This is a genomic window from Salsuginibacillus halophilus (assembly GCF_003014715.1).
Taxonomy (GTDB): domain Bacteria; phylum Bacillota; class Bacilli; order Bacillales; family Marinococcaceae; genus Salsuginibacillus; species Salsuginibacillus halophilus.
The window spans coordinates 166,640-189,980 of sequence record NZ_PYAV01000004.1 but is presented as its reverse complement, the minus strand read 5'-3'; the positions used below and the strand labels follow the sequence as shown (position 1 = coordinate 189,980).

26 protein-coding genes are annotated in these 23,341 nt (G+C 49.2%); 10 read left to right on the top strand and 16 right to left on the bottom strand.

All coding sequences use genetic code 11. The annotated features are described in order from the left end of the window. Window positions 1-125: 125 nt before the first annotated feature. A complete protein-coding gene (locus B0H94_RS04800) occupies window positions 126-623 on the top strand; it encodes a single-stranded DNA-binding protein (RefSeq protein ID WP_106588118.1) in 498 nt (165 codons plus the stop codon). Here the strand turns inward: B0H94_RS04800 and B0H94_RS04795 are convergent. Then, window positions 536-736, bottom strand: coding sequence for a hypothetical protein (locus B0H94_RS04795; protein WP_106588117.1), 201 nt, complete (start codon window positions 734-736; stop codon window positions 536-538). The two genes, B0H94_RS04800 and B0H94_RS04795, sit on opposite strands and share 88 nt — an antisense overlap. A gap of 330 nt (window positions 737-1,066) precedes the next feature. On the opposite strand from B0H94_RS04795, the gene B0H94_RS15500 reads away from it, so the two are divergent. After that, window positions 1,067-1,561: a hypothetical protein gene (locus tag B0H94_RS15500; protein WP_427909928.1), complete on the top strand. Its 495-nt coding sequence runs from the start codon at window positions 1,067-1,069 to the stop codon at window positions 1,559-1,561. A gap of 13 nt (window positions 1,562-1,574) precedes the next feature. On the opposite strand, the gene B0H94_RS04785 is transcribed toward B0H94_RS15500, so the two are convergent. The 3 genes from B0H94_RS04785 to B0H94_RS04775 are packed head-to-tail and all read right to left on the bottom strand — an operon-like array spanning window position 1,575 to window position 3,843. Then, window positions 1,575-2,297 (bottom strand): amino acid ABC transporter ATP-binding protein, encoded by a 723-nt coding sequence (locus B0H94_RS04785; protein ID WP_106588115.1) that lies wholly within the window; start codon window positions 2,295-2,297, stop codon window positions 1,575-1,577. Continuing rightward, the gene (locus tag B0H94_RS04780; RefSeq protein ID WP_106588114.1) at window positions 2,290-2,949 is read right to left on the bottom strand and encodes an amino acid ABC transporter permease; all 660 of its coding nucleotides are present in this window, start codon (window positions 2,947-2,949) and stop codon (window positions 2,290-2,292) included. The genes B0H94_RS04785 and B0H94_RS04780 overlap by 8 nt, the downstream gene beginning before the upstream one ends. Window positions 2,950-2,982: 33 nt before the next feature. Then, window positions 2,983-3,843, bottom strand: coding sequence for a transporter substrate-binding domain-containing protein (locus B0H94_RS04775; protein WP_106588113.1), 861 nt, complete (start codon window positions 3,841-3,843; stop codon window positions 2,983-2,985). A gap of 184 nt (window positions 3,844-4,027) precedes the next feature. Here B0H94_RS04775 and dut point away from each other — a divergent pair, with 184 nt between their 5' ends. Continuing rightward, a complete protein-coding gene (gene dut, locus B0H94_RS04770; protein ID WP_427909927.1) occupies window positions 4,028-4,465 on the top strand; it encodes a dUTP diphosphatase in 438 nt (145 codons plus the stop codon). A gap of 60 nt (window positions 4,466-4,525) precedes the next feature. Beyond that, the gene (locus tag B0H94_RS04765) at window positions 4,526-5,308 is read left to right on the top strand and encodes a polysaccharide deacetylase family protein (protein ID WP_245893904.1); all 783 of its coding nucleotides are present in this window, start codon (window positions 4,526-4,528) and stop codon (window positions 5,306-5,308) included. Here the strand turns inward: B0H94_RS04765 and B0H94_RS14980 are convergent. Both B0H94_RS14980 and B0H94_RS14975 read right to left on the bottom strand, forming a co-directional pair. Continuing rightward, a complete protein-coding gene (locus tag B0H94_RS14980) occupies window positions 5,268-5,780 on the bottom strand; it encodes a hypothetical protein (protein ID WP_181315264.1) in 513 nt (170 codons plus the stop codon). The two genes, B0H94_RS04765 and B0H94_RS14980, sit on opposite strands and share 41 nt — an antisense overlap. Then, window positions 5,725-6,027, bottom strand: coding sequence for a hypothetical protein (locus B0H94_RS14975; RefSeq protein WP_181315263.1), 303 nt, complete (start codon window positions 6,025-6,027; stop codon window positions 5,725-5,727). Before B0H94_RS14975 ends, B0H94_RS14980 begins: the two co-directional genes overlap by 56 nt. Before the next feature lie 129 nt (window positions 6,028-6,156). Between B0H94_RS14975 and B0H94_RS04755 the strand changes: the two genes are divergently transcribed. Both B0H94_RS04755 and B0H94_RS15105 read left to right on the top strand, forming a co-directional pair. Beyond that, a complete protein-coding gene (locus tag B0H94_RS04755) occupies window positions 6,157-8,244 on the top strand; it encodes a thioredoxin domain-containing protein (protein ID WP_106588110.1) in 2,088 nt (695 codons plus the stop codon). 13 nt (window positions 8,245-8,257) lie between these two features. Beyond that, window positions 8,258-8,422 (top strand): hypothetical protein, encoded by a 165-nt coding sequence (locus B0H94_RS15105; protein ID WP_181315262.1) that lies wholly within the window; start codon window positions 8,258-8,260, stop codon window positions 8,420-8,422. 72 nt (window positions 8,423-8,494) lie between these two features. Here B0H94_RS15105 and B0H94_RS04750 read toward each other — a convergent pair whose 3' ends face one another. The 4 genes from B0H94_RS04750 to B0H94_RS04740 all read right to left on the bottom strand — a co-directional run bounded on the left by B0H94_RS04750 (window position 8,495) and on the right by B0H94_RS04740 (window position 11,244). Beyond that, window positions 8,495-8,818, bottom strand: coding sequence for a hypothetical protein (locus B0H94_RS04750; protein WP_106588109.1), 324 nt, complete (start codon window positions 8,816-8,818; stop codon window positions 8,495-8,497). A gap of 112 nt (window positions 8,819-8,930) precedes the next feature. Further along, a complete protein-coding gene (locus B0H94_RS04745; protein ID WP_106588108.1) occupies window positions 8,931-9,827 on the bottom strand; it encodes an AEC family transporter in 897 nt (298 codons plus the stop codon). Window positions 9,828-9,934: 107 nt separating this feature from the next. Then, complete coding sequence (locus tag B0H94_RS15100) at window positions 9,935-10,096, bottom strand: hypothetical protein (RefSeq protein WP_181315261.1); 162 nt, start codon at window positions 10,094-10,096, stop codon at window positions 9,935-9,937. Between the two features lie 26 nt (window positions 10,097-10,122). Next, window positions 10,123-11,244, bottom strand: coding sequence for an NAD(P)/FAD-dependent oxidoreductase (locus B0H94_RS04740; protein ID WP_106588107.1), 1,122 nt, complete (start codon window positions 11,242-11,244; stop codon window positions 10,123-10,125). Window positions 11,245-11,323: 79 nt separating this feature from the next. On the opposite strand from B0H94_RS04740, the gene B0H94_RS14970 reads away from it, so the two are divergent. Then, the gene (locus B0H94_RS14970; protein WP_146139915.1) at window positions 11,324-11,581 is read left to right on the top strand and encodes a hypothetical protein; all 258 of its coding nucleotides are present in this window, start codon (window positions 11,324-11,326) and stop codon (window positions 11,579-11,581) included. A gap of 96 nt (window positions 11,582-11,677) precedes the next feature. On the opposite strand, the gene B0H94_RS04730 is transcribed toward B0H94_RS14970, so the two are convergent. The 4 genes from B0H94_RS04730 to gnd all read right to left on the bottom strand — a co-directional run bounded on the left by B0H94_RS04730 (window position 11,678) and on the right by gnd (window position 15,914). Beyond that, entirely contained in the window at window positions 11,678-13,159 is a 1,482-nt protein-coding gene (locus tag B0H94_RS04730; protein ID WP_106588105.1) for a tripartite tricarboxylate transporter permease, read from the bottom strand. Window positions 13,160-13,230: 71 nt separating this feature from the next. After that, a complete protein-coding gene (locus B0H94_RS04725) occupies window positions 13,231-14,295 on the bottom strand; it encodes a tripartite tricarboxylate transporter substrate binding protein (protein ID WP_106588104.1) in 1,065 nt (354 codons plus the stop codon). A gap of 144 nt (window positions 14,296-14,439) precedes the next feature. Then, window positions 14,440-14,934, bottom strand: coding sequence for a tripartite tricarboxylate transporter TctB family protein (locus tag B0H94_RS04720; protein WP_106588103.1), 495 nt, complete (start codon window positions 14,932-14,934; stop codon window positions 14,440-14,442). 80 nt (window positions 14,935-15,014) lie between these two features. After that, a complete protein-coding gene (gene gnd / locus B0H94_RS04715) occupies window positions 15,015-15,914 on the bottom strand; it encodes a phosphogluconate dehydrogenase (NAD(+)-dependent, decarboxylating) (protein WP_106588102.1) in 900 nt (299 codons plus the stop codon). Window positions 15,915-16,231: 317 nt separating this feature from the next. Here gnd and B0H94_RS04710 point away from each other — a divergent pair, with 317 nt between their 5' ends. Both B0H94_RS04710 and B0H94_RS04705 read left to right on the top strand, forming a co-directional pair. Continuing rightward, complete coding sequence (locus B0H94_RS04710; RefSeq protein ID WP_106588101.1) at window positions 16,232-17,119, top strand: MurR/RpiR family transcriptional regulator; 888 nt, start codon at window positions 16,232-16,234, stop codon at window positions 17,117-17,119. Between the two features lie 15 nt (window positions 17,120-17,134). Further along, window positions 17,135-18,661, top strand: a complete 1,527-nt coding sequence (locus B0H94_RS04705) for a gluconokinase (protein ID WP_106588100.1) — start codon at window positions 17,135-17,137, stop codon at window positions 18,659-18,661. Here B0H94_RS04705 and B0H94_RS04700 read toward each other — a convergent pair. Together B0H94_RS04700 and B0H94_RS04695 are read right to left on the bottom strand one after the other, a co-directional pair. Further along, window positions 18,642-19,772 (bottom strand): glycerate kinase, encoded by a 1,131-nt coding sequence (locus B0H94_RS04700; RefSeq protein ID WP_106588099.1) that lies wholly within the window; start codon window positions 19,770-19,772, stop codon window positions 18,642-18,644. The genes B0H94_RS04705 and B0H94_RS04700 overlap by 20 nt on opposite strands. Window positions 19,773-19,898: 126 nt before the next feature. Next, on the bottom strand, window positions 19,899-21,440 hold the full coding sequence (locus B0H94_RS04695; RefSeq protein ID WP_106588098.1) for a BCCT family transporter: 1,542 nt from the start codon (window positions 21,438-21,440) through the stop codon (window positions 19,899-19,901). 713 nt (window positions 21,441-22,153) lie between these two features. Between B0H94_RS04695 and B0H94_RS04690 the strand changes: the two genes are divergently transcribed. After that, window positions 22,154-22,783 (top strand): YczE/YyaS/YitT family protein, encoded by a 630-nt coding sequence (locus B0H94_RS04690; RefSeq protein WP_106588097.1) that lies wholly within the window; start codon window positions 22,154-22,156, stop codon window positions 22,781-22,783. Window positions 22,784-23,341 lie beyond the last annotated feature (558 nt).

Here is a 23,341-nt window from a genome sequence, read left to right as displayed (position 1 = left end):
GGCAAACTGTATTTTTTGAAAATTAACATAAATGAAAGGCTGTGCTATATTAAGATTTATCTTCGCTTGAAAGGAGGTCCGCACCTGCTTCATCCCTCATTTTTTCATTGAAAGGCGGTCGTAATATGAATACAGTTAATTTGGTCGGGCGGCTGACCCGCGATCCTGAACTATTTTATACAAAAGACGGGATCAGTTTATGTAAATTCACCCTCGCAGTACAACGCAGCTTCCGTAACAACAACGGAACATTCGATGCGGACTTCATCCCTTGTGTCGCATGGCGGCGGCAGGCTGAAACCACTGCAGAATACTGCCATAAAGGCGCCCTCGTATCTGTGAACGGCCGGGTCGTTACGAGCTCATTTGAGACGCGCGACGGTCAACGGGCCACACAAACTCAGATTGTGGCAGAGCGCGTCCGGTTTTTAATTACGAACAAAGCAGAAACAGAAACACCGGCGGCAGAAACTGAAGGAGCAGAGCATGAGGTCATCGGAGCACCACCGCCTGAGATGGTGCGCGAGGAGCCGGTTTATTCTTCCGGGGCTTCTTCGAATTCCTCTGTATCGTCATCATCAAGCATATCTGAGCCATCAGGTTCATCTACTTCCGGCTCATAATATTCTTCACCTGGCGTATCTTCCTCACCCGGCTGCTCCTCTTCTACGCTGAAACATGCACTCATAGCGAAGAGCATGACGAGCACAGCCGGCAGCAAACGAATGGTGCGCAACAATCCCCCTCCTTCTCTTAACACGTCCTGCTTCTTTATTCCTGTTTTTGCGATATACAAAACCCCTGCTCGTATGTAAGCAGGGGTTATATGCAACTTTAATACTTTCCATCAATTAAGGTTGAGATCATTACGGTGACCGCCCCGAAAATGACAAGGGCAAATCCCCAAGGTGACAGCTGCTTCATTCGTATGCCTCCTTTGCACATCAGCCTGGATGCATACAGTATAACATGCGTATGACGTTAAAACGACGCCTGAGGACGGCGTCGTTTTTTGTGCGTTGACACGTTCTATGGCGAGGGCAGGCGTGCAGTTTTCTTCCCACGCGTGCAGTTTTCTCTCCACGCGTGCAGTTTTCTCTCCAACCGCGCACAAATCGCTCCAGCCGCGCACAAATCGCTCCAGCCGCGCACAAATCGCTCCAGCCGCGCACAAATCGCTCCAGCCGCGCACAAATCGCTCCTGCCGCGCACAAATCGCACCCTGCCGCGCACAAATCGCACCCTGCCGCGCATAAATCTCTCCTCGCCGCGCAGAAATCGCTCCTCGCCGCGCATAAATCTCTCCTCGCCGCGCATAAATCGCTCCTCGCCGCGCATAAATCTCTCCTCACCGCGCATAAATCTCTCCTCGCCGCGCATAAATCTCTCCTCGCCGCGCATAAATCTCTCCTCGCCGCGCATAAATCTCTCCTCGCCGCGCATAAATCTCTCCTCGCCGCGCATAAATCTCTCCTCGCCGCGCATAAATCTCTCCTCGCCGCGCATAAATCTCTCCTCGCCGCGCATAAATAAAGAATCAACCCGGCAGAAGCCGGGTTGATTTTTCATTACAGCTATAAGATTTTTGCGAGGAAGTCCTGGGCGCGTTCGCTTTCCGGCTGGCTGAAGAATGTCGCCGGCGGGGCGTCTTCAACGAGACGGCCTTCATCGAGAAAGAGGACGCGGTCGGCCACTTCGCGGGCGAAGCCCATCTCGTGGGTCACAATGACCATTGTCATGCCGGTGTCGGCAAGGCTTTTCATCACATCAAGCACCTCTTTCACCATTTCCGGGTCGAGGGCGGAGGTCGGCTCATCAAACAGCATCGTGTCCGGCTCCATCGCAAGGGCGCGGGCAATAGCAACGCGCTGCTTCTGCCCGCCGGAGAGGCGGCTTGGATACTGTTCTGCTTTATCAGACAAGCCTACTTTCTGTAATAAATCTTGCGCGCGCGCTTCGGCATCAGCTTTCGAGAGGCCTTTCACTTTTGTCGGCGCATACGCCAGATTATCTAAAACCGACATATGCGGAAACAAATGAAAGTGCTGAAACACCATGCCGATTTGCTCGCGGACATCGTTAATGTTGGTGTTTGGGTCCATAATATCTTTGCCATCAACAACGACACTGCCGCCACTTGGGTCTTCGAGCTTGTTCAAACAGCGGAGAAACGTTGATTTCCCGGAGCCGGACGGACCAATCACGGTCACAACTTCGCCTTTTTCAATCGTTGTAGAAATGTCTTTTAAGACACGTGCATCGCCAAAGCTCTTATCCAGATTTTTTACGTTAATCACTATGCCTCAACCTCCGTTCAAGCCGTTTGCCAAGCAGCGTTAAGCCCATCACAAGCGCATAGTAAATCATACCAGCAACGATGAGCGGTTCCAAATAAAGATATAAGTCACCGCCGACAATGTACGCCCGCCGCATAATATCCATCACACCTATGACGGTTACGATCGCCGATTCTTTCGTTAAAGTAATAAACTCGTTCATAAGCGCCGGTAAAATATTTTTCATCGCCTGCGGAAGAATGACGTCTTTCATCATTTCCGAATACGGAATACCAAGCGCCATAGCAGCTTCTTTCTGGCCTTCATCCACCGCCTCAATACCAGCGCGGATAATTTCAGAGACGTAAGCTGCTGAATTTAATCCGAACGTGAGTACCGCGGCCAAATAAGCGGGCACATCCATTTCAATCAGCTGCGGCAGTCCGTAGTAAAAAATCATTAGCTGCAGCACAAGCGGTGTACCGCGGAAAATTGACGTATATGCATCTGCTAGAAAACGCAGCGTTTTATACTTTCCGATTTTTAATAAGCTAAGGAACACTCCGAGCACAAAACCGAAAAGGAGGGCCACCGCTACAATGCTGAGCGTGACCCCGATCCCTTGTAATATAAACGGTAGTGACGGAATGACCTGGGTAAAATCAAGATTCATGATGCAGGCCCCTTCCTACCTTCATTCGTGAAATTATTCGTCTGCCTCTTCGTCATCAGCGTCGTCTTCATCTTCACCGTCGTAGCCTTCGCCGCCTTCATCAGAAACATCGTCTTCATCAATCTCCATTTCATCGAACCACTTAATGATTAAGTCATCAAGCTCGCCGCTTTCTTTCATATCATCAAGTACTTCATTAAACTCTTCAGTCAGTTCGCTATCCTGAGGAAAAGCAATCGCGTTGCCGTCTTCTTCAGCCTGGTTCGGCAGGTCAAAACCTTTCAGACCGTCTTCGCGCTCAATGTATTCGTAAGCAACTGTATCAGCAATGATCGCTGCATCAAACCGGTCGTTAATAATTTCTTGAACGAGCTCCGGAATCCGGTCGCGCGTTTCAACCTCTAAGTCAGGGACTTCTTCACCCAGCTCTTCTGCCTGACCTTCTTGAATCGAACCAAGCTGCACGCCGAGCGTACCGCCTTCGAGATCTTCAGCTTCTTCAATACCAAACTCTTCTTTCGTTACAATGGTATGATTCGACTCAAAATAAATATCGGAGAAATCTACGTTTTCACGGCGCTCTTCAGTTGGACGCATGCCGGCCATGACAAAATCAACCCGGTTGGAGTTTAACGCCGGAATCAAACCGCCGAACTCCATATCCTGAATCTCCAAATCATAGCCAAGCTCATCTGTAATCGCTTCTGCCAAGTCCACATCGAAACCGACAATTTCATCACTTTCACCCGTCTCAATGTATTCAAACGGTGGATAATCCGCTGATGTCCCCATCGTTAACGTTTCCTGCTCGTCCTCACCATCACCGCCGTTACCGCACGCTGTCACCATCCCGGCTGCCAAGATCCCCATGCCAAACAAAGCTGATTTTTTCATGACTGCTTCCTCCTATAAATAACGTATCTATGAATGAAAGATACAATGTAGTTTATATTTATTCAATCCGTGTATGAATTCTATCATGCCTGCACAAAAATGCAATACCTTTTTCCCACTTAAGCCATGCTAAATTTTGCTGGTAGGTTATGCTACAATTTCGGTGGAAACAAAAAGGAGGATGATCGTGATGAATGTGAACGTAAAACGGCTAAGTGACCAGATAGCGCTCCCGGCTTATGCGACAGCAGGTGCGGCAGGTTTTGACGTGTGCGCAGCTGAAGATGTCACCCTCGCTCCCGGCGAAGTGACTGCGGTTCCGCTTGGCCTTGCATTTGAAATCCCGGAAGGTTATGTGATGTATTTAATGCCTCGCTCCGGCTTAAGTAAAAAGACAAAGCTGCGCCAGCCAAACAGCGTCGGCGTGATCGATAGTGACTACCGCGGCGAGGTGAAGCTGCTGCTTGAAAATACGGATTCAAAAGAGTCATACCATATTGAGACTGGTGACCGGATCGGGCAGGGTGTGATTCAAGAGGTGCCGCATGTCGATTTTGTGGAAGCTGATGAATTAAGTGAAACAAAGCGGGGCAGTGGCGGTTTCGGCAGCACCGGCGTATAATTTTAGCAGCCTCTGGACAGCGTAAGCAGGAAATGATTACGCGAAAAGGAGTGCATTGCTATGCTGAAACAAATGGGGTTAGGTCTGCTTGCGGCAATGCTGATCACAGCGCCGGCTGCTGCGGCAGATGATCCGCCGGAACTGCGTGGCGGCCCGGAAAAAGATCACCGTGAAAGCAACCCGCTCGCACTTGATGAACTGCAGGAACTGTTCCCGGATAATGTGTTTTTAAGCGGCCCGACGGATCAAAACCAAATCGCCCTCACTTTTGATGACGGGCCGGACCCGCGCTTCACGCCAGGTGTGCTCGATGTGCTTGAAGAATTTGATGTACCGGCGACCTTCTTTGTGATGGGCGCGCGTGCAGAGGCCGAGCCCGGCTTGCTGCAGCGGATGCAGGATGAAGGACATATCGTCGGCAATCATACATTCTGGCACCCGGATCTTGTGGAAGAAGGCGACGTTGCGACTTTATTAAATGAGGTGGATCGGACAGATGAAATCATTGAAGAAGTGCTCGGCTTTGAGCCGATTTTATTCCGCCCACCGTACGGATTTTTAGATGAAGAGCTAGCTTCTGAACTTGTAGAGCGCGACTACTCGATTATTGCCTGGTCGGTGGACTCACTCGACTGGCAGGACTTAACACCGGATGAGATCCGCACCAATGTCGTAGATGACATCGCACCGGGTGCGATCGTTCTCATGCACGACGGTGCCGTAGCGCAGGAGGACCGCACTGAAACGATCGAAGCGCTGCGCGAAATCATCCCGGAGCTGCAGGCGCAAGGATATGAATTCGTCACCGTCCCTGATTTATTAAACATCCCTTATGCAAGATAAAACAAGCCGGGCCCGGCGTAGGGTCCGGCTTGTTTACATTTTGTTTGCCCTCGCCTCGCATAAAACGCTCCCTGCCGCGCATAAATCGCTCCCTGCCGCGCACAAAACGCACCTCGCCGCGCACAAAACGCATCCTGCCGCGCACAAAACGCACCTCGCCGCGCACAAAACGCTCCTGCCGCGCATAAATCGCATCCTGCCGCGCACAAAACGCTCCTGCCGCGCACAAATCGCACCTCGCCGCGCACAAATCTCTCCTGCCGCGCACAAATCTCTCCTGCCGCGCACAAAACGCTCCTGCCGCGCACAAAACGCTCCAGTCGCGCACAAATCGCACCTGCCCGCGCACAAATCGCTCCCTGCCGCGCACGAATCGCACCTGCCGCGCACAAATCTCATCCTGCCGCGCACAAATCTCATCCTGCCGCGCACAAAACGCTCCAGTCGCGCACAATTCGCTCCTGCCGCGCACAAAACGCTCCAGTCGCGCACAATTCGCTCCTGCCGCGCACAAATCTCATCCTGCCGCGCACTAATCGCATCCTGCCGCGCACAAATCTCATCCTGCCGCGCACTAATCGCATCCTGCCGCGCACTAATCGCATCCTGCCGCGCATAAACCGCTCCCTGCCGCGCACAAAACGCTCCCTGCCGCGCACAAAACGCTCCTGCCGCGCACAAAACGCTCCTGCCGCGCACAAAACGCTCCTGCCGCGCACAAAACGCTCCAGTCGCGCACAAATCGCTCCGCCCCGCGCTATACAGCTTCTTCCACCGGCGCTCGTGCTTTTTCGACGCTGGGTATGATATGGTAGGGAAAAGATGATGTTGCGCTGAAGGAGGTCATTATGCCAAAAGAGCCGAATCGTTTAATTCACGAAGCGTCACCGTATTTGCAGCAGCATGCGTATAACCCTGTGGACTGGTATCCGTGGGGAGAGGAAGCACTTGAAAAAGCAAAACAGGAAAATAAGCCAATCTTTTTATCGATCGGTTACTCCACGTGCCACTGGTGCCACAACCTTGCACGGGAATCTTTTTCTGATGAAACGGTGGCAGCGCTGTTAAACGAACACTTCGTTGCCATCAAAGTCGACCGGGAGGAGCGCCCGGATATTGATGCGATTTATATGAACGCGTGCCAGGCGATGACCGGGCACGGCGGCTGGCCGCTCAGCATTTTTATGACGCCGGGCCATAGACCGTTTTATGCTGGCACTTACTTTCCGCCGGTCGCTGCTCATGGCCTGCCGAGCTTTGCTGATGTTGTTAAGCAGCTCGCTGAGATTTACGAAAATGAGCCGGATCGGATCGAAAAAACGGCTGGTCGCGCAGCGCAGGCACTGCAGGATAATGAAGCAAAAGACCGTCGTGCCGAGCTAAACGACACGCTCACCCAGGATACGTACCGCCAGCTGGCCCGCGGTTTCGATCCTATGTACGGCGGCTTTCAAGACCCGCCAAAGTTCCCGCAGCCGCACAACTTATTTTTCCTGCTGCGCTACTACGTGCACACAAAAGAAAATGCAGCAAAAACAATGGCGGAGACAACACTTGAAATGATGGCACGCGGTGGGATTTATGACCAGCTCGGCGGCGGTTTTGCCCGCTATTCCGTGGATAACTTCTGGCAGGTGCCTCACTTTGAAAAAATGCTGTATGACAATGCACTGCTTGCCATGGCGTATATTGAAGGAGCTCAAGTTACCGGCCGCTCCGATTTCCGCACGGTCGCTGAAGACATTTTCGCCTACTTAAAACGCGACATGCAGCATCCTGATGGTGCGTTTTATGCGGCGGAAGATGCAGACTCTGAAGGTGCTGAAGGTACATTTTACGTTTTCACACCTTCACAAGTGATTGAAGCGCTTGGCGAAGAAGACGGCCCCTTGTTTAACGACGTTTTCGGAATTAACGAAGAAGGGAATTTCCACGGCGCTTCAGTACCGAACCTGCTCGATCACTCGCTTCATGAATATGCTGAAGACCTTGGTGAAAACCCTGCAGCTTTTACCACCCGCATCGCCGAGCTTCGCGACAAGCTGTTTACGTGGCGTGAGAAACGCACCCGACCGCACCGTGATGAGAAAATCCTAACGTCTTGGAACGCCTTAACAGCAGCAGCGTTCGCCAAAGGCGCGCAGGCATTTCAAGAGCCTGCCTATGCTGAAACGGCAGCCGGCATTTTAACCTTTCTTGAAACAAACTTGTACGTGGATGGGCGCTGGATGGCGCGGTACCGCGAAGGAGACACTGCGCACCCGGCATTTCTTGATGACTACGCGAATTTAGTCTGGGCGTATCAGTCACTGTACGAAGCAACAATGGACGCCGCGTGGCTGACGAAAGCCCGGCGTACAGCGGATGAGCTTGTCCAGCTCTTTTGGGACGGGGTTCGCGGCGGTTTTTACTTTTACGGAAGTGATCAAGAGGCGCTCATTGTCCGGCCGAAAGAAACCTTTGATGGCGCCATGCCGGCAGGAAACAGTGTCGCAGCCGTTGAGCTGACACGTCTTGCGCGCAAAACCGGAGAAATGCGCTACGCCCGGTTCGCTGAGTCCGCAGTCGAAGCGGCGGCGAAAACCGTGAATGCTTATCCGCACGGGCATACCCACTTAATCCAGGCGAAACTGCTTTGGGAAATGGGCGGCGCTGAAATTGTGGTGGCTTCACCTGATGCTGAATCGCTGACGCTTGGGTCTAAAGGACAAGACCCTGTTCTAGAGCGCTTTCAGCAAACACTTGCCCCGCACATTGCACTTGTCGGACGAAATGATGCTGATCCAAAAATTGAAAAGCCGGCACCGTTTACGAGCGGGCATGGGCTGATCGATGAGCAAACAGCATACTATGTTTGCCGGCACTTCGCCTGTCACGCACCGACAACAGACGCTGAGGCCGCCTGGCGCGATGCGCTCCGGCAGCCGGATGCGTAAGGAGGGATTCGCGATGGAATCTACAAGCGTCATCTGGTATATTGTCGGACTGCTCGCCTCAATTATTGCCGCTTATTACGCATTAAACGCCGGCGCCAACTTATGGGGACTTCTCTTTATTATCACCGCTTTCGTGTTGGCACTCTTTATCGCCCGCGCCGCACGGAGTTTGAATTAACGAAAGCTGATACCGGCTGTAGCCGGGTCATGAATAAAGCCGGCAGCTATGCTGCCGGCTTTTTCGATTCACTTAAACTCTAAAGTCTGTTGGCGCAACTTGACCTTGTGTAAATGCAGCCATTGGATCAGCACCTTGCGGCATCGCCGGCTGACCATAACTTACAGCTGTGTGGGCCATTGGGTCGTAGTTACCAATCGGTGCCTCTACCGATGGCAGCCCTCCTGCCTGCGAGGCTGCTTGAGCTTCAATACCTTCTGAAGCTTCTACACCTTCGACTTCACCTTTTTCCGCAGCCTCTGCTTGATTTTTCTCAAGCTCCTGTCCGTTCCTCTGATTGGCACCAGCATGAACATTCGCCTGTGCCATTGGGTTAAGTCCAGCTTGTTCGATCATGATAACACCTCCTTTTAGCCCCATATTGTGGTGTATTGACTGAAAATTCAATCGCATAAATGTGTAAATCAATAGCGGCCCGCATCCTGAGTTTGAATGCGGTGCCGACTTTTTAATTAAAAATCGCGAGGAGTATTGTAATAGTAAAGATACTTACGATCGTTGATACTAACGTTACACTTGAAACGTAGCGCGGCTGGCTGTCGAATTGTACCGCAAACATGACAATCGTTGCTGCTGACGGCATGGCTGCTGATACAATTAACACTTGAGCAAGAAGCGGGTCCATCGGCATGGCAAGCGTTATGAGCCAAGCAATCGCAGGTGAAACAAATAACCGTACAACGACACCATAGCTCACGCGTCCCCACGCAAAGTGCCCCCACTCCATTTTCGCAAGCTGAATTCCTAAAATCACCATGACAACAGGGATCGCAGCTTCAGCTAATATGCCAACCGACATCATCAAATTATCCGGCATCTGCCAGCCGGTCATCTGCAGCAGTACGCCGAGCAAAAGGGCATGAGTGACCGGCATTTTTAACACCGTACGCACAGCAAAGCGTACACCGTAATGCCCTTTGGCTGCATAATAAATGCCAAATAGATTCATAATAACCGATTGCAGCACCATAAATGTTACAGCATAAGCAAAACCGGTATCTCCGTAAGCAAATAAAATGATGGGCGCGCCGTAATTTCCGGAATTCATAAACGCTGTAGCTAGTATGTAGCCGCTCTCATCATCGCTAGAAGCGCGGGTCAGCTTAACGAAGACTTTATTCACGATAATTAATGCCGCAAGGAGCAGGACCGAAAATATCAACATATAGGTATACTGTATATTCAATTCTGCTTCATAAAATGTTTCGAAAACGAGTGCCGGGGTGAGTACGTATAAGGCAACAGCGGAAAGCGGTGCAAGATCAAGTTTTTTCCACTTTTCCACAAGAAAACCTGCCGCAAATACGAGAAGTACCGGCAGCACGACTTGAATAAATATGTCCATAAGTGAAGCTCCTTTTGATGTATAAAGGCAGCGCTCAAGTCATCATATGCTCTTTGAGCGCTCCCGATGAAGCTCGTTCCGGTGTCTCTTGTATGCTTTCACTTTTGCTAAATCCCGTTCCATTTCGCTGGCTCGCGTTCCCCTTTTGCTAAGTTGCGGTCCATTTTCGCTGATTCGCGCTCCACTTTCGTTAAGTCGCGCTCCATTTCCACTAAGTTGCGGTCCACTTTCGCTAAGTCGCGGTCCATTTCCACTAAGTCGCGCTCCATTTCCTTTAGGCCGCTGCCTCTGAAGTTTACCGGTTGCGCAAGCCTTTGCTAATCTCGTAGTCGGCCGGGTCAACGTCAATCGGACGATCCATCGCCATATTTGCGATTTCTTTGCCGATGTAAGGGCCGGTCGTTAAGCCGGAGGCGCCGAGACCATTCGCGAGAAACAGGCCTTCATGGTACGGTGCCGGCCCGAAGAGCGGCAGCGAGTCGGGCGTCATCGGGCGAAAGCCGACCCTCGTTTCCGCCAGGGTGCTGTCTTCTAGACCTGGAGCCGTGTTTAACGCTTTTGTGAGCAGGTTGTGGACACCGCCGGCGGTTGTGCGGGCGTCGAAGCCGACTTTGTTTTCATGGGTGGCGCCGGTTACGATGCGGCCGCCGTCGAAAGCGAGCATGTAGTGGTTGCTCGGCGGCATGATCACCGGCCAATGACCGCTGTCTTCCCAGCCAGTGTCCATGTGTAAAATTTGGGCGCGCTGGGGGCGGATTAAAAAGTGGTAGCCGAGGGACTCCATGGCTTCGTGCATCCAGGCACCGGTGCAGAGAATGACGGCATCTGCCTCAACGTTTTCTCCGTCAACATCCACCCCGGTTACCGTTGTCCCGCGGGTGACCGGCTGTGCGTCACCGTAGAGCACGCGGGCGCCGTGCGCTTTGGCTCCAGTAATTAAAGCATCACGCATGGCGCGACCGTTGACCCGGCCGCCGCCGGTAATCCGAACTGCGCCGTAAGCTTCATCAAGCACAGGGAATTCTTCTGCTGCCTGTCCTGGTGGCATGCGGTGGATCTCTCCCATTGTCGGTGCTGCTTCGCGGCGTTCGTAAGCGAGTTCTTCCATTCGCTTTAACTCGTCTTCATCTGTATGCAGCCGGAGCGTCCCTACCCGGGCAAAGCCGGTTTCAGCTGCTCCGCTTGCTTCGAGCTCATGTACAAGCCCCCCGTACTGCGCAGCACCATTTAAAGCGAGCTTGTACCACGGAACACTTCTCCGATTGGTGAGCCACGGACAAATGATGCCTGCAGCGGCGTGGGTTGCCTGCGCCGGCTCTTCCCGGTCGATGAGCGTCACCGTCTCTCCTGCTTTTGCTAAATGATATGCAGCTGAGGCGCCGAGGATTCCAGCGCCTGCAACAATATAAGAAGCCATACGTCCACCTGCTTTCCGTTCGTTTCATCGTTACCTATTTTAACAGTTTAGGTGCTGAAACTGAATTACGAATCCTTTCATGCGCGAGGTAACCTCTTTTGTGCGCGGGGCAACTCCTTTCATGCGCGGGGCAACTCCTTTCATGCGCGGGGCAGCGCCTTTTATGCGCGGGGCTACCTCTTTTATGCGCGGGGCAGCACCTTTTATGCGCGGGGCAGCGCCTTTTGTGCGCGGGGCAGCGCCTTTCATGCGCGGGGCAACTCCTTTCATGCGCGGGGCAACTCCTTTCATGCGCGGGGCAGCGCCTTTTATGCGCGGGGCAGCGCGCCACTTGTAAAAAAATGCCCTGCAAATCGCAGGGCAGCAGTATCTATATGCAATATTAAGGGGGAAACAATTTTCATTATCCGTATTTGCCGGCACCGGCCGGGGGTCAGCCGGTACGCTGGCGTAGACGGACGACGACGATGATCATTAAAACAAGCATGATCAACAGTCCGATCGATAATGGGCTTGATAGCATAAACTGCAGAATCGGCTGCTGGCGTGCTTCCGCGATGTCCATCGAGCGTACGAGGTTCGTCTCGATCAACGGACCAAGGACTAAGCCGATAATAATTGGTGCAAGTGGAACATCGATCTTTTTGAAGACAACACCGAGAACACCAATTAAAATAGCAACGAGGACATCGAACATGCTGTTGCGCAGGCTGTAAGCACCAAATAGTGCGAAAACAAGTACGACTGGCACAATATACATAATGTTAACTTTCAAAATGTAGGAGAAGTACTTAATGCCAATAGCACCAATGATCGCCATCGCAGCGACAGTTAGCAGCATCCCGAACAAGAATGTGTAGGCGACATCAGGTCGGGTATTAAACAAGTCAGGGCCGAGAATAATCCCATGGATGATTAATGCGCCTGCAATAATCGCGGTGGTTGGACTCCCCGGAACACCAAGAGCAAGTAACGGCACCATTGAACTACCGACTGTAGCGTTATTGGCTGCCTCACTGGCCATAATACCTTCCGGGTTTCCTTTTTCAAACATTTCCGGTTTTTTCGATGTCCGCTTCGCTTCACCGTAGGACATGAAAACGGCAAGCGTTGTTCCGACACCCGGAAGAAGGCCGATACATGTGCCGATCACACCGGATTTCAACACGAGAAACTTCCGTTTGAAAATATTGCGAAGCACAGTAATTCGTTTAATGCTTTGATCTTCGTACTGTACCGTTTCATTGGCTTTTTTACCGATGTTAAGAAACATCTCTGCAAGACAGAAAAGACCAAGTACGACCGGAACCACTTCAATGCCCTCGCGGAGCTGCGGCATATTTAAGGTAAAACGTTCTGTTGCCGTAACACTGCTCACGCCAATCATGCCGATAAATAGGCCGAACAAAGCGGCAAAGAGCGATTTGTAAATGTTGCTTCCGGTTAAAGCCCCGATGACGACGAGACCGCTTAAGGAGATGAAAAACATCTCTGCCGGACCAAATTCAAGCGCTAAAGCAGCCAGTGGCGGCGTAAATAAGATGAGAATGACCACGCCGATAAAGCCGCCGAACATACTTGAGAAAATCGAGTAATATAGCGCTTCCTTTGAGCGACCCTGTTTCGTCAATGGATAGCCTTCCATTGCAGCAGGTGCAGCAACAACGTCTCCGGGTACATTTAATAAAATTGCTGTGATTGATCCGCCATACATACCGCCCATATAAATTCCGCCAAGAAGCAGGATCCCATTTTGCGGCTCAAGCGCAAACGTAAGCGGTAGTAAAAGCGAAATTCCGATCGCACCATTTAAACCGGGAATGGCACCGACAAATATACCGACGAGCACCCCCGCGAAAACGATGAAAAAGACATCGAGTGATAAAATTCCTAAAAAGATTTCAAGCGCATCCATGGACTCAGCCCCCTAAAAGCAGTGTTGAAAGAAAGCTAGTGCTTTCTTTCAACGATTCGGTGTGATTATCTTTAGAAGTCATCTGCGTTTTCTTCGATGATTGGCTGCAAGTTTTCATTGCGATCTTCGAGTACATCGTCGACTTCATCATTATCAAGGTAGCGGTACGGCAGGTTCGCATCTTCAAAGGCTTGCTGAAGCTCTTCAGATTCACCGATCGCATCTAGCGCTTCAGAGAGTTCAGCTTCTACTTCTTCAGGAATACCATCTGGAGCTACAAGCACACGGGACACACCAAGATCTAAGTCATACCCCTGCTCTTCAAACGTTGGTACATCATCAAACATGTCGATGCGCTCCTCAGCGGCATAACCAAGCGGTTCCCCGCCTTCCGCTGTGATTTCATCATAGGAAGTGATCGATGTGGAAGCGACATCAATGTGTCCGCCGAGCAGATCATTCACCAGCTCACCACCACCATCGTAGTTGATCGGACTCATTTCAATATCAGCTTCATCGTTAAAAGCTAGCACTTTCAACAAACCGAGTGCGCCAGACTCACCGACTGTAATCTCGCCAGGATTTTCTTCTGCATATTCGACAAGCTCGTCTGGATCTTCAAAGTCACTATCCGGACCAACAAACAAGGAATGCGGCACATCGTCAAACGCACCCAGGTATTCAAAGCTGTCGTATTCAAAATCTGTATCTACCGTATTTTCAAGTACAACGTTATCCGGGTAACCGAACACGCCTAAAGTGTAGCCGTCAGGATCCGCGTCTGCCATTGCTTGAATCCCTACTTCACCACCAGCACCTTCTTGGTTGATCACATTAAATGAAGCATCAAGTTCATCTCCAAGATGATCGGTCAAGATACGGGCAACTGTGTCACCGCCGCCACCTGCGCTGTAAGGCACGATGATATCAATGTCTTGTTCTGGATAGCTGCTTCCATCTTCCTCAGCTTCATCATCTTCATCATCTACATCATCTACACCTTCATCTGTTTCTTCTGCATCACCAGCATCGTCTGTTTCGCCTTCTGTTTGCTCGTCAGCTGCCTCATCACCGCAGCCTGCTGCCACCACGGCTGCTAGTCCTAGTGCTGTTGTTGTACGCAAAAACTTTTTCATTTCAACTCCACCCCTTTAAAAAATTTAAGTGTCTGTAATTTTCCGCTTTAAACCTATATACACTGACGGTTGCTAATGTTTAAAGCCATCCCCCCTTGCACAAGATCGAGTTGCGTAAGCGCATTCATTTCAAAAAAACATAAGCTAGTCCAAATCGATAATCGATCCATCCGGTGTCGGCAGGCCGATCAATATCGAGAAGAGAATATACATAAAGACTACAGCAACAACTGCAAATATCATCCCTTTAATGACGGTGTTTCTATCCGGCCGGCGTCTATTGATTAAATAATTGTGATAGAAAAAGACAACAATAATCAAAATAAGTGAAGAAATATAGAAACCAAATAACTCAAGCAGCAAGTACGTACCAAGCAGAATAAGGGCCGGAATCAAAATTTGCAAAAAGAAGATCCGCCACGTTAAAGGCTGCTTTTCTTCACCATCTTTTTCTTCCATCTTCGGTTTGTTCAGCGCTTTTCGTACCAGTGGATCAATTACCATAAGCACACCGATGACGGCCATACTGCCTAACACGAGATTCGGTAACAAAGCTGCATCCGTATCAAAATCGGTCGTCTGCGTATAAGCCGCACCGGCGAACAGCAGGATTGCAACTCCTAAAATGTAGTTGGACAACGTTTGTGCACCTCCCCGGTCTGCACGCTCACTTTCCTCAGCAGCGCTCTATGAACGCACAAGGTCAGACCGTTTCCATTTTACGACTTTTCAACAACATCATGCCCGCCGAACTCATTGCGCAGCGCAGCGACAACTTTTCCAGTAAACGTATCATCCTCCTGGGAGCGGAAGCGCATCATAAGCGATAATGCAATAACCGGAGCCGGCGTTTCAAAATCTAAAGCCGTTTCCACTGTCCACTTGCCTTCACCGGAAGAGTTCATCACACCCCGGATTTGATCCAGATTATCATCTTTTGCAAATGCACTTTGCACAAGTTCCATTAACCAGGAGCGGATCACTGAGCCGCTGTTCCACATCCGGGCAACCTCTTCGTAATCATAGTTGAAATCGCTTTTATTTAAGATTTCAAAGCCTTCAGCAATCGCCTGCATCATGCCGTATTCAATGCCGTTGTGTACCATCTTTAAAAAGTGGCCGCTCCCGACTTCTCCTGCGTGCAGGTAACCGTTTTCAATTGTGATATCAAAAAACATATCTTCAAGGGGAGCAACAACTTCCCGGTCGCCGCCGATCATAATGCAGGCCCCGTTTCGTGCACCTTCTACCCCACCGCTTGTACCGGCATCAATAAAGTGAATCCCTTTTTCTTTTAACTCTTCTGCCCGTGCAAGTGACTCTTTATAGTTGGAATTACCCCCGTCTATAATGACGTCTCCTGCTTCAAGCTGGTCACGAAGCTCTGTTACAACCTGTTTTGTAACGTCTCCGGCCGGCACCATCAGCCAAATGGCCCGCGGTGATTCAAGTTGATTCACAACTTCTGTAACGGAATAAGCAGGGACCCCCCCGGCAGCTTTGACTTCATCCACCGCATCTGGATTGACATCGTTTGCGACAACGTTGTGATGATGGTCGAGCAGATTTTTTGCTAGATTAGATCCCATTTTTCCTAAACCGATCAATCCGATGTCCATCGTTCCACTCCTTTAGGTGTAAATAATTTCTGACGATTTCGTCTGTAATTCACATTATAAGATAAATTTTTTCATTTTCAATAGGTTTTTTTGAAAAAATATTTTTTTATTAAGCGCTTTCTTTTATAATATCTTTAAGAGCTAATCTCTCGAAATTGCTTTTTTGCTACAGAAATATTGGCATGTGTACAATGGAGATATGAATTGAGTTTCAATGTTCCCTTAAAGCTTCCCTTAAGTAAATGAAAAATTTTTTCGCATTTTTGTAATCGTTTTCTTCATGCAGCGCCAAAGTTCGTGCTATATTTTTGTTAACAATGACATTTTCTGAAAGGGGTATAACTTTGACTACTGTCGAAACGAGCCACTGTAAACATAGAATACGAGCCCTTTATGCAGATTTCCGAGAAAAAGAACGCAAAATCGCTGATTATATTTTGAACCATCCGGAAGTTATCGTTCACTCCACCATTAGTGAAGTCGCTGAAGAAATTAACGTTGCTGAAGCGACCGTCTTTCGTTTTTGTAAACGCATCGGTTTTAAAGGCTATCAAGCAATGAAAATTGCCCTTGCTTCTGAAAATGTTGAAAATGAAATGACAGATATTCATGAAACGATTCAAGAAAGTGATGATGAACGTACAGTTGCTGAACGGGTATTCCGTTCCAATATACGTTCTCTTGAAGAAACGTTATCTGTCATGGAAAACGATTATTTACAGCAGGCTGTACAACTTATTTCTAATGCAAAGCGTATTGAGTTTTATGGCAATGGCGGCTCCGGGGTAATTGCGCACGATGCACACCATAAATTTATGCGGACCGGGCTGCAAACAGCTTCTTACAGTGATTCCCACTTTCAAGTGATGGCTGCTTCTCAGCTAACTGAAGAAGATACGGCGGTTTTTATTTCCCACTCCGGCACAAACCGGGACATCCTGCAAGCCCTTGAAATTGCTAAAGAACATGGAGCCGCAACGATCGGGATTACAACACTTGCAAAATCACCATTAAGTCAAGGGGTTGATGTGCCGCTTTATACGGTCTCAACTGAAACAGAGTACCGCTCAGAGGCTCTTGCTTCACGACTTGCACAATTAAGTATTATCGATGCTTTATATGTAACGGTAAGTATGGGGAGAAAAGAATTAATGCAGCAGTCATTAACAGAAATAAGAAAAGCAATCTCGAAGAAACGATTGTAAAAGGAGAAATGCCACATGGGGACAGAGATTTGGAGTGCCGGCCTTGATCTAGGCACAACAAGTGCTAAAGCCGTCGTATTTAATGACGCCGGGGAGGTTCAGGCAGAGGCAGAACGATTTTACGCAGTGAAATCACCTGTCTTTGGCTATGCTGAACAAGACCCGTATGAGATTGAAGAAGCTGCGCTTGAAGCTATAAAAGAAGCTGTTACTTCAGCACCTATAGCCGCCGAAAAACTTATCGGTATCGGACTGTCTTCTGCAATGCATACCTTGATATGTACAGATGAGAGCGGTGAAGCTTTATCACCTGTCATTATCTTTTCCGATGGCCGGGCGCACGCTGAAGCAGAACGCCTCATTTCCAATGGTGAAGCTTCAGCGCTATATGAGCGAACAGGGGTACCAGTCCACCCGATGAGCCCGCTAACGAAGTTGTGCTGGATGAAAAATGCAAACTATCAACCTTACCTGATAGCCGAACGGTTTTGTTCGATCAAAGACTGGTTACTCTACCGCTGGTTCGGTGAATTCGTTGTCGATTATGGTACAGCTTCGGCGTCCGGCCTGTTCAATATGCAAACATTGCAGTGGGACGAGTTAGCGCTTGAAACTGCGGGCATCAAGGCTGAACAACTTGCCCGCCCTGTACCACCAACGTATACTCTCGGACCGTGGCATACAAAAGCTGCGGAACGCACTGGCCTCCCGGTTGAAACACCAGTGGCCGCCGGCGGTGCTGATGGCGCACTTGCCAATATCGGCATCGGCGCCCTGCAGCCGGGTGAAACCGCAGTGACGATCGGTACGAGCGGCGCTGTTCGGCAGCTAACAAACACACCGCAGACAGACGAGGCGCAGGCAACCTTTTGTTATGCCGTGACAGAGGAACTATGGTTAATCGGCGGTGGGACAAACAACGGTGGTAACGTTTTGGATTGGCTCAGCCGGACAATTGGTGATCAGCACGAGCAAGACGCCGCAGCGCTGCTCTCTGCAGCTGCAAGCTCAACACCAGGGGCAAACCATCTGCTCTGTCTCCCGCTTTTACATGGCGAACGTGCCCCTTACTGGGATGTTAAAGCGCGCGGAAGCTTTGTCGGGTTAACGAATAACCACAGCACTGCTGACATGCTTCGTGCCGGAGTGGAAGGTGTTGTGTACAATTTGGCCCACGTGCATGAGGCGCTTAACAAACACGGCGTACCAACGAGTGCAATCTATGCGAACGGCGGCTTCGCCCAGTCTCCCTTCTGGCTGCAGCTTGTGGCAGACATCTTTGAACAGCCGGTGGAAGTTCCGGTTTCCCACCAAAGTGCAGCTTGGGGCGCGGCGTGGTTTGCCCGTATGGCCGCCGACCCAAAAGAAAAGCTTGTAAATATTAAGGCGCGTGTTCCGATGGAAAAACGCCTCAACTCGAGGGGAGCCGACCGATCGGCTTACCGGTCGGCTTACCAGTCCTATCGCCGACTTTATGAAGCTCTTCAACCGGTTATGCATGCGTTGAGCGAGCAGCAGTCTGCTATCGAATCGCCTGAATGACGCCAGCTAGAGAGGCCCCTGTGCCTTCAAGCAGAAAAGCTGCCTGCATCATAGCTTCATCGAGTGCCATCGGCCGCGGGGTGATGCTGAAAGCTGAAGCAATCCCGGCTTCTAAAAGTTCTTCTTGGGAGACTTCGACACTGCCTGCTACAGCAATAACTGAGACCCTTGCTTCTGCGGCGGCTTCTGCTATACCGGCAATGGTTTTACCGTAAAGCGTCTGTTCATCAAGCTTACCTTCGCCGGTAATAACTAAATCAGCGCTATGCAGGCGCTCGCGGAAACCGGTGACGTTCATCACAGTTTCAATTCCAGGTTTTAGTTCGGCGCCAAGGGCAAGAAAAGCAGCTCCGAGTCCACCTGCTGCCCCCGCTCCAGGCAGGTTACGTACACTTTTTCCGGCTGCTGCTTCGAGCACATCTGCATAGTGAACCATGCCTGATTCAAGCTGCTCAAGAATGGGAGGGTCAGCCCCTTTCTGCGGCCCGTAAACGTAAGCCGCTCCATCGTGACCTAAAAGTGGATTATCAACATCACAAGCGACTTCAATTCGCGCTTCGTCAAGGCGTGGATCCAGGCTGGAGAAGTCCATATGTGCAATCGAAGCAAGGGTGCCACCTGACGCGTTAACTTCATAACTATTCGTGTCAAGCAGGCGGACACCTAACGCTTGAAGCATGCCGGCACCGCCGTCATTTGTGGCACTCCCTCCAATGCCGATGATGAAGTGCCGCGCACCTGCATCTAGCGCAGCCCGGATAAGATCACCAGTTCCAGCGGTTGATGTGTGCAGAGGGTTTCGTTCTGCCTGCGGGACCAATTCAAGACCTGAAGCGGCAGCCATCTCGATAAAAGCTTGACTGCGGTCACTTGAAACCCCATAAAAAGCTGTGACTGGTGAGCCAAGCGGGCCGCTAACTGTTTCTTCCACAAATGTACCACCGGTGGCATCAACGAGTGACTGGGTCGTTCCTTCACCTCCATCAGACATCGGAACAGCTTCCACTTCCCACCCCGGCGCCACACGCTCGATGCCGGTCTTTAATGCACCGGCAGCCTCTTGTGCGCTCGCGCTTTCCTTAAAAGCATCAGGTGCTACAATAATTCTCAAGTTAAGGCCTCCTGTCAATTTAATTTAATTTAATTTCCATTATATAACGTGCCGAATGAATGCAAAAGCAGTACGCTTATGAACGAAAAAAGCGAGCCGGGAGGTATTCCCTGACTCGCTTTTTGTTTATTTCTTTTGTACAATTTTTTGTTCTTCAGCCATGCGGCGCGCTGCCTTCGGTCCAAGCCAAATCATTGGCAGAAGCAGCAGCGATACCGGGATAGCTGCAACAACAATAAAGGACTGCAGCGCCTCAACCGTGCCTTCACCCATATATAACAATACCGAAGCTACAGCACCCATCACCACGGCCCAAAAAACGCGCAACCAAGGTTCAGGTGTTGTTTTACCCGTAATTGCCATTGAAATGGTGTAAGACATTGAATCTGTCGTCGTTACAACAAAAAGAATGGTAACAACAAGGAATGCGAAAGCGACATACGCACCCAGCGGGAGCTGCTGTGCAATTGACATCATCGCAGCATGCATCCCCTCATCAAACAAGGCATTAGACACTGACCCTTCATTTTGCATCTCATAAAAGATCCCACTTCCGCCGACAACAGTAAACCAGAAGTTTGTGACAATAGGAGCAATAATTGCAATGGCAAGCACCAGCTCACGAATCGTGCGGCCACGAGTGATGCGGGCAATAAAGATTGCCATCATCGGCCCGTACCCAAGGAACCAACCCCAGAAAAAGACGGTCCATAAGCCTAGCCATTCATCTGCACCACGGAATGTTGTCAGTTGTGCAAACTCCTGCACATACATCCCGGAAGCTGCAATGAAAGAATCAATGATAAAGCCACCAGGACCAATTAATAAGATAAATCCGATCAATATAAGCGTTAAAATAACATTAAAGCGGCTCAATACTTGAATACCGCGGTGTACGCCTGTAATTGCTGATATGGAAGCAATTGCAACGAGTGACACAATAATTAAAAGTTGAACAAGATACGTATCTGGTATGCCGAAAATCACATTTAAACCGTAACCAGCCTGCAGTCCTAAAAACCCGATCGGACCAATCGTACCGGCTGCAACGGAAATAATTGCACTTGCATCAATGATCGTTCCCCACACACTATTGTATACAATCCGCTCACCGAACAACGGATAAAGCAGTGTCCGCGGTTTTAACGGAAGCCCTTTTTTGTAATGGGCATGCATGAGAACAATCGTGCTTAACGTCCCTAAGATTGCCCAAGCGAGAAAGCCCCAGTGAAGAAAGCTTTGGGCAAGGGCAGGGTGTACTGCAGATGACGTGGCACTTTCTACGCCACTCCCAAACACCGGCGGTACATCCATAAAGTGAAACATCGGCTCTGCAGCGGCCCAGAAAACGCCCCCGCCGGCAAGCAATGTACACATAATAATCGAAATCCATTTAAATGTACTTAACTCAGGTTGGTCCATGCCGCCGAGACGAACCCGGCCGTACTTTGAAAAGCCGAGGACAAGTGCGGTTATGAACGTGGCTAATAACAAAATCTGCCAAAAAGCGCCGAAATATTCAACTGCCCAGCCAAATGTCATATCCACAAAGTTTTGTACAGCTGCTGCATCGATCACCGCGGCCAAAACGAATAACACAAGTAAGCCGCCACTAATGACAAGAACAGGCCAATCGATAAGCTTTTGTGCTGTTGATTTTTGAGTCAATGGAATCTCCTTCCTTATCCAAGTTCCAATTTTTGTTATTTAATAGTTGCTTTAAAAACGCAACAATTTCTTACGATACAGGTTTTGAAATATCGGGTCAAACAAAAATTATTCGAAATCTGCCGAATTTAAGTATGAAATATAGTTTCAAAGAAGCTTCACTTTATTTTACGTTACCCATATAGTCTGGATTTTATTCGTTTGTTTCACGTATGTAAATTTGACCCACGAAATCCGTACTTGCGTTTTTCTAAATACTGATTTAAAATTTCACTTAGAGGATTTCATTAAGTATCTCCTCTTTTCCGTGCGTTAACCTTATCTTTGAGTGCCCGGCATGCCGGGCCTCTTTTTTTATTTTTTCTATCCATAAATAACCATATTCGCTTTACACCTCTCTGTCCCTTCCCTTCTTTCCACCTAAAATTAAAATTAATTATTTTAATTTTAATAAATGGATCTGCCGAATGAAATCCTTTTTTCTTATATTTTCAACCTTTTTATGGATACAAAAAGGTCTATTACTGTATTTTTTTCAACCAATCGCATTACCTCTACAGTGAAGTTTCACTTCATTCAAATCATATTCGATATCCTTTAAATAAAAATTTTTTTGCTTTTAACTGTATAAATTTTATATCTGGACGACCTACATCAATTATGCTAAACTACCCCGGGTCAACATCTGAAGTTTTGCAGCAAAGGAGCATATTATGCGTAACCACTTTAAGATCTTTTCTTTCTATATCGTTGGTGTCTTATTTTTATCTTTTGGAATCAGCTTAATGATTTTAGCTGACCTTGGCGCCGGACCTTGGGATGCTTTTTATGTCGGTTTAAGCACAAGCTTTGGCTTTACGATGGGCAGCTGGGTGTTTATGGTCGGTTGCTTGTTAATCTTACTTAACGGGTATTTACTACGGAAAATTCCAGATGCTTCAGCTGTTATAACAATTTTTCTTGTCGGCATATTCGTGGATTTCTGGCAGTTGATCGTTTTTAGTGGATTCACGCCGGCAAGTACTTGGATGCAAGTTGCTTTTTTAAGTACCGGCCTTGGCTTTGCAGCTGCAGGGATCAGCTCTTATTTGCAATCCCAGTTTGCCCGCAATCCAATTGACCAGCTTATGATGGCTGTTCACTTTCGTACAGGCTTTAGTTTGCGCATGTCAAAGACGCTACTTGAGATTTTTGTTTTAGTTCTTGCCTTTATCGTCGGCGGACCGATCGGTATCGGTACGATCATTATTGCTTTATCGCTCGGCCCTTTAATTCAAATCTTCTACCCTCGCATTGAACAGCTGCGCCTGCGTTGGACCGCACCTGCAGCCCAGACCTCATAAAAAAAGCGGCAAGGCTTTAATCGCCTTGCCGCTTTCAGACTGTAATTAAAGTACAAAACCTAAAATAAGCGCCCAGCTTGCTACTCGCTTACCTTGGTTTCAGCCTCCTCATGAGAAAGAAAAACCTGCTCATTGCTGGGTCTTCGACTGCTGCGCTTCCAAGTAGTGTCTCGAAGAGCTTGTGCGTTATAATTACAAAACATCATGACCTATGACGCTTCATGCTCGAAAACAATCACGATTTAAGGTGCCTGCGTTACTGTTGTATTGACGATTAACAGCACCATATCTTCGTTAAAAGACTGACCTTAAGATTTTCTAGTTTTCGCATAAGTGAGTCAATTCCACAATCACGTTACATGAGCGATAAAAGGAACCATAGACATTGGAAATGATGATCCGTAAATTGAAAAGTAAACGATGGACGGCGACTCCCAAAGGATCAAGCGCAGGCTGAAGATCCACTTGTTCGATTGGCAATCAAATCGAACAAGTTAGCTGAAGCCAAGCCATCGGAAAAGCGTTCGTCTGAAGTGAAGGTTATGTTCATTGTTCGAT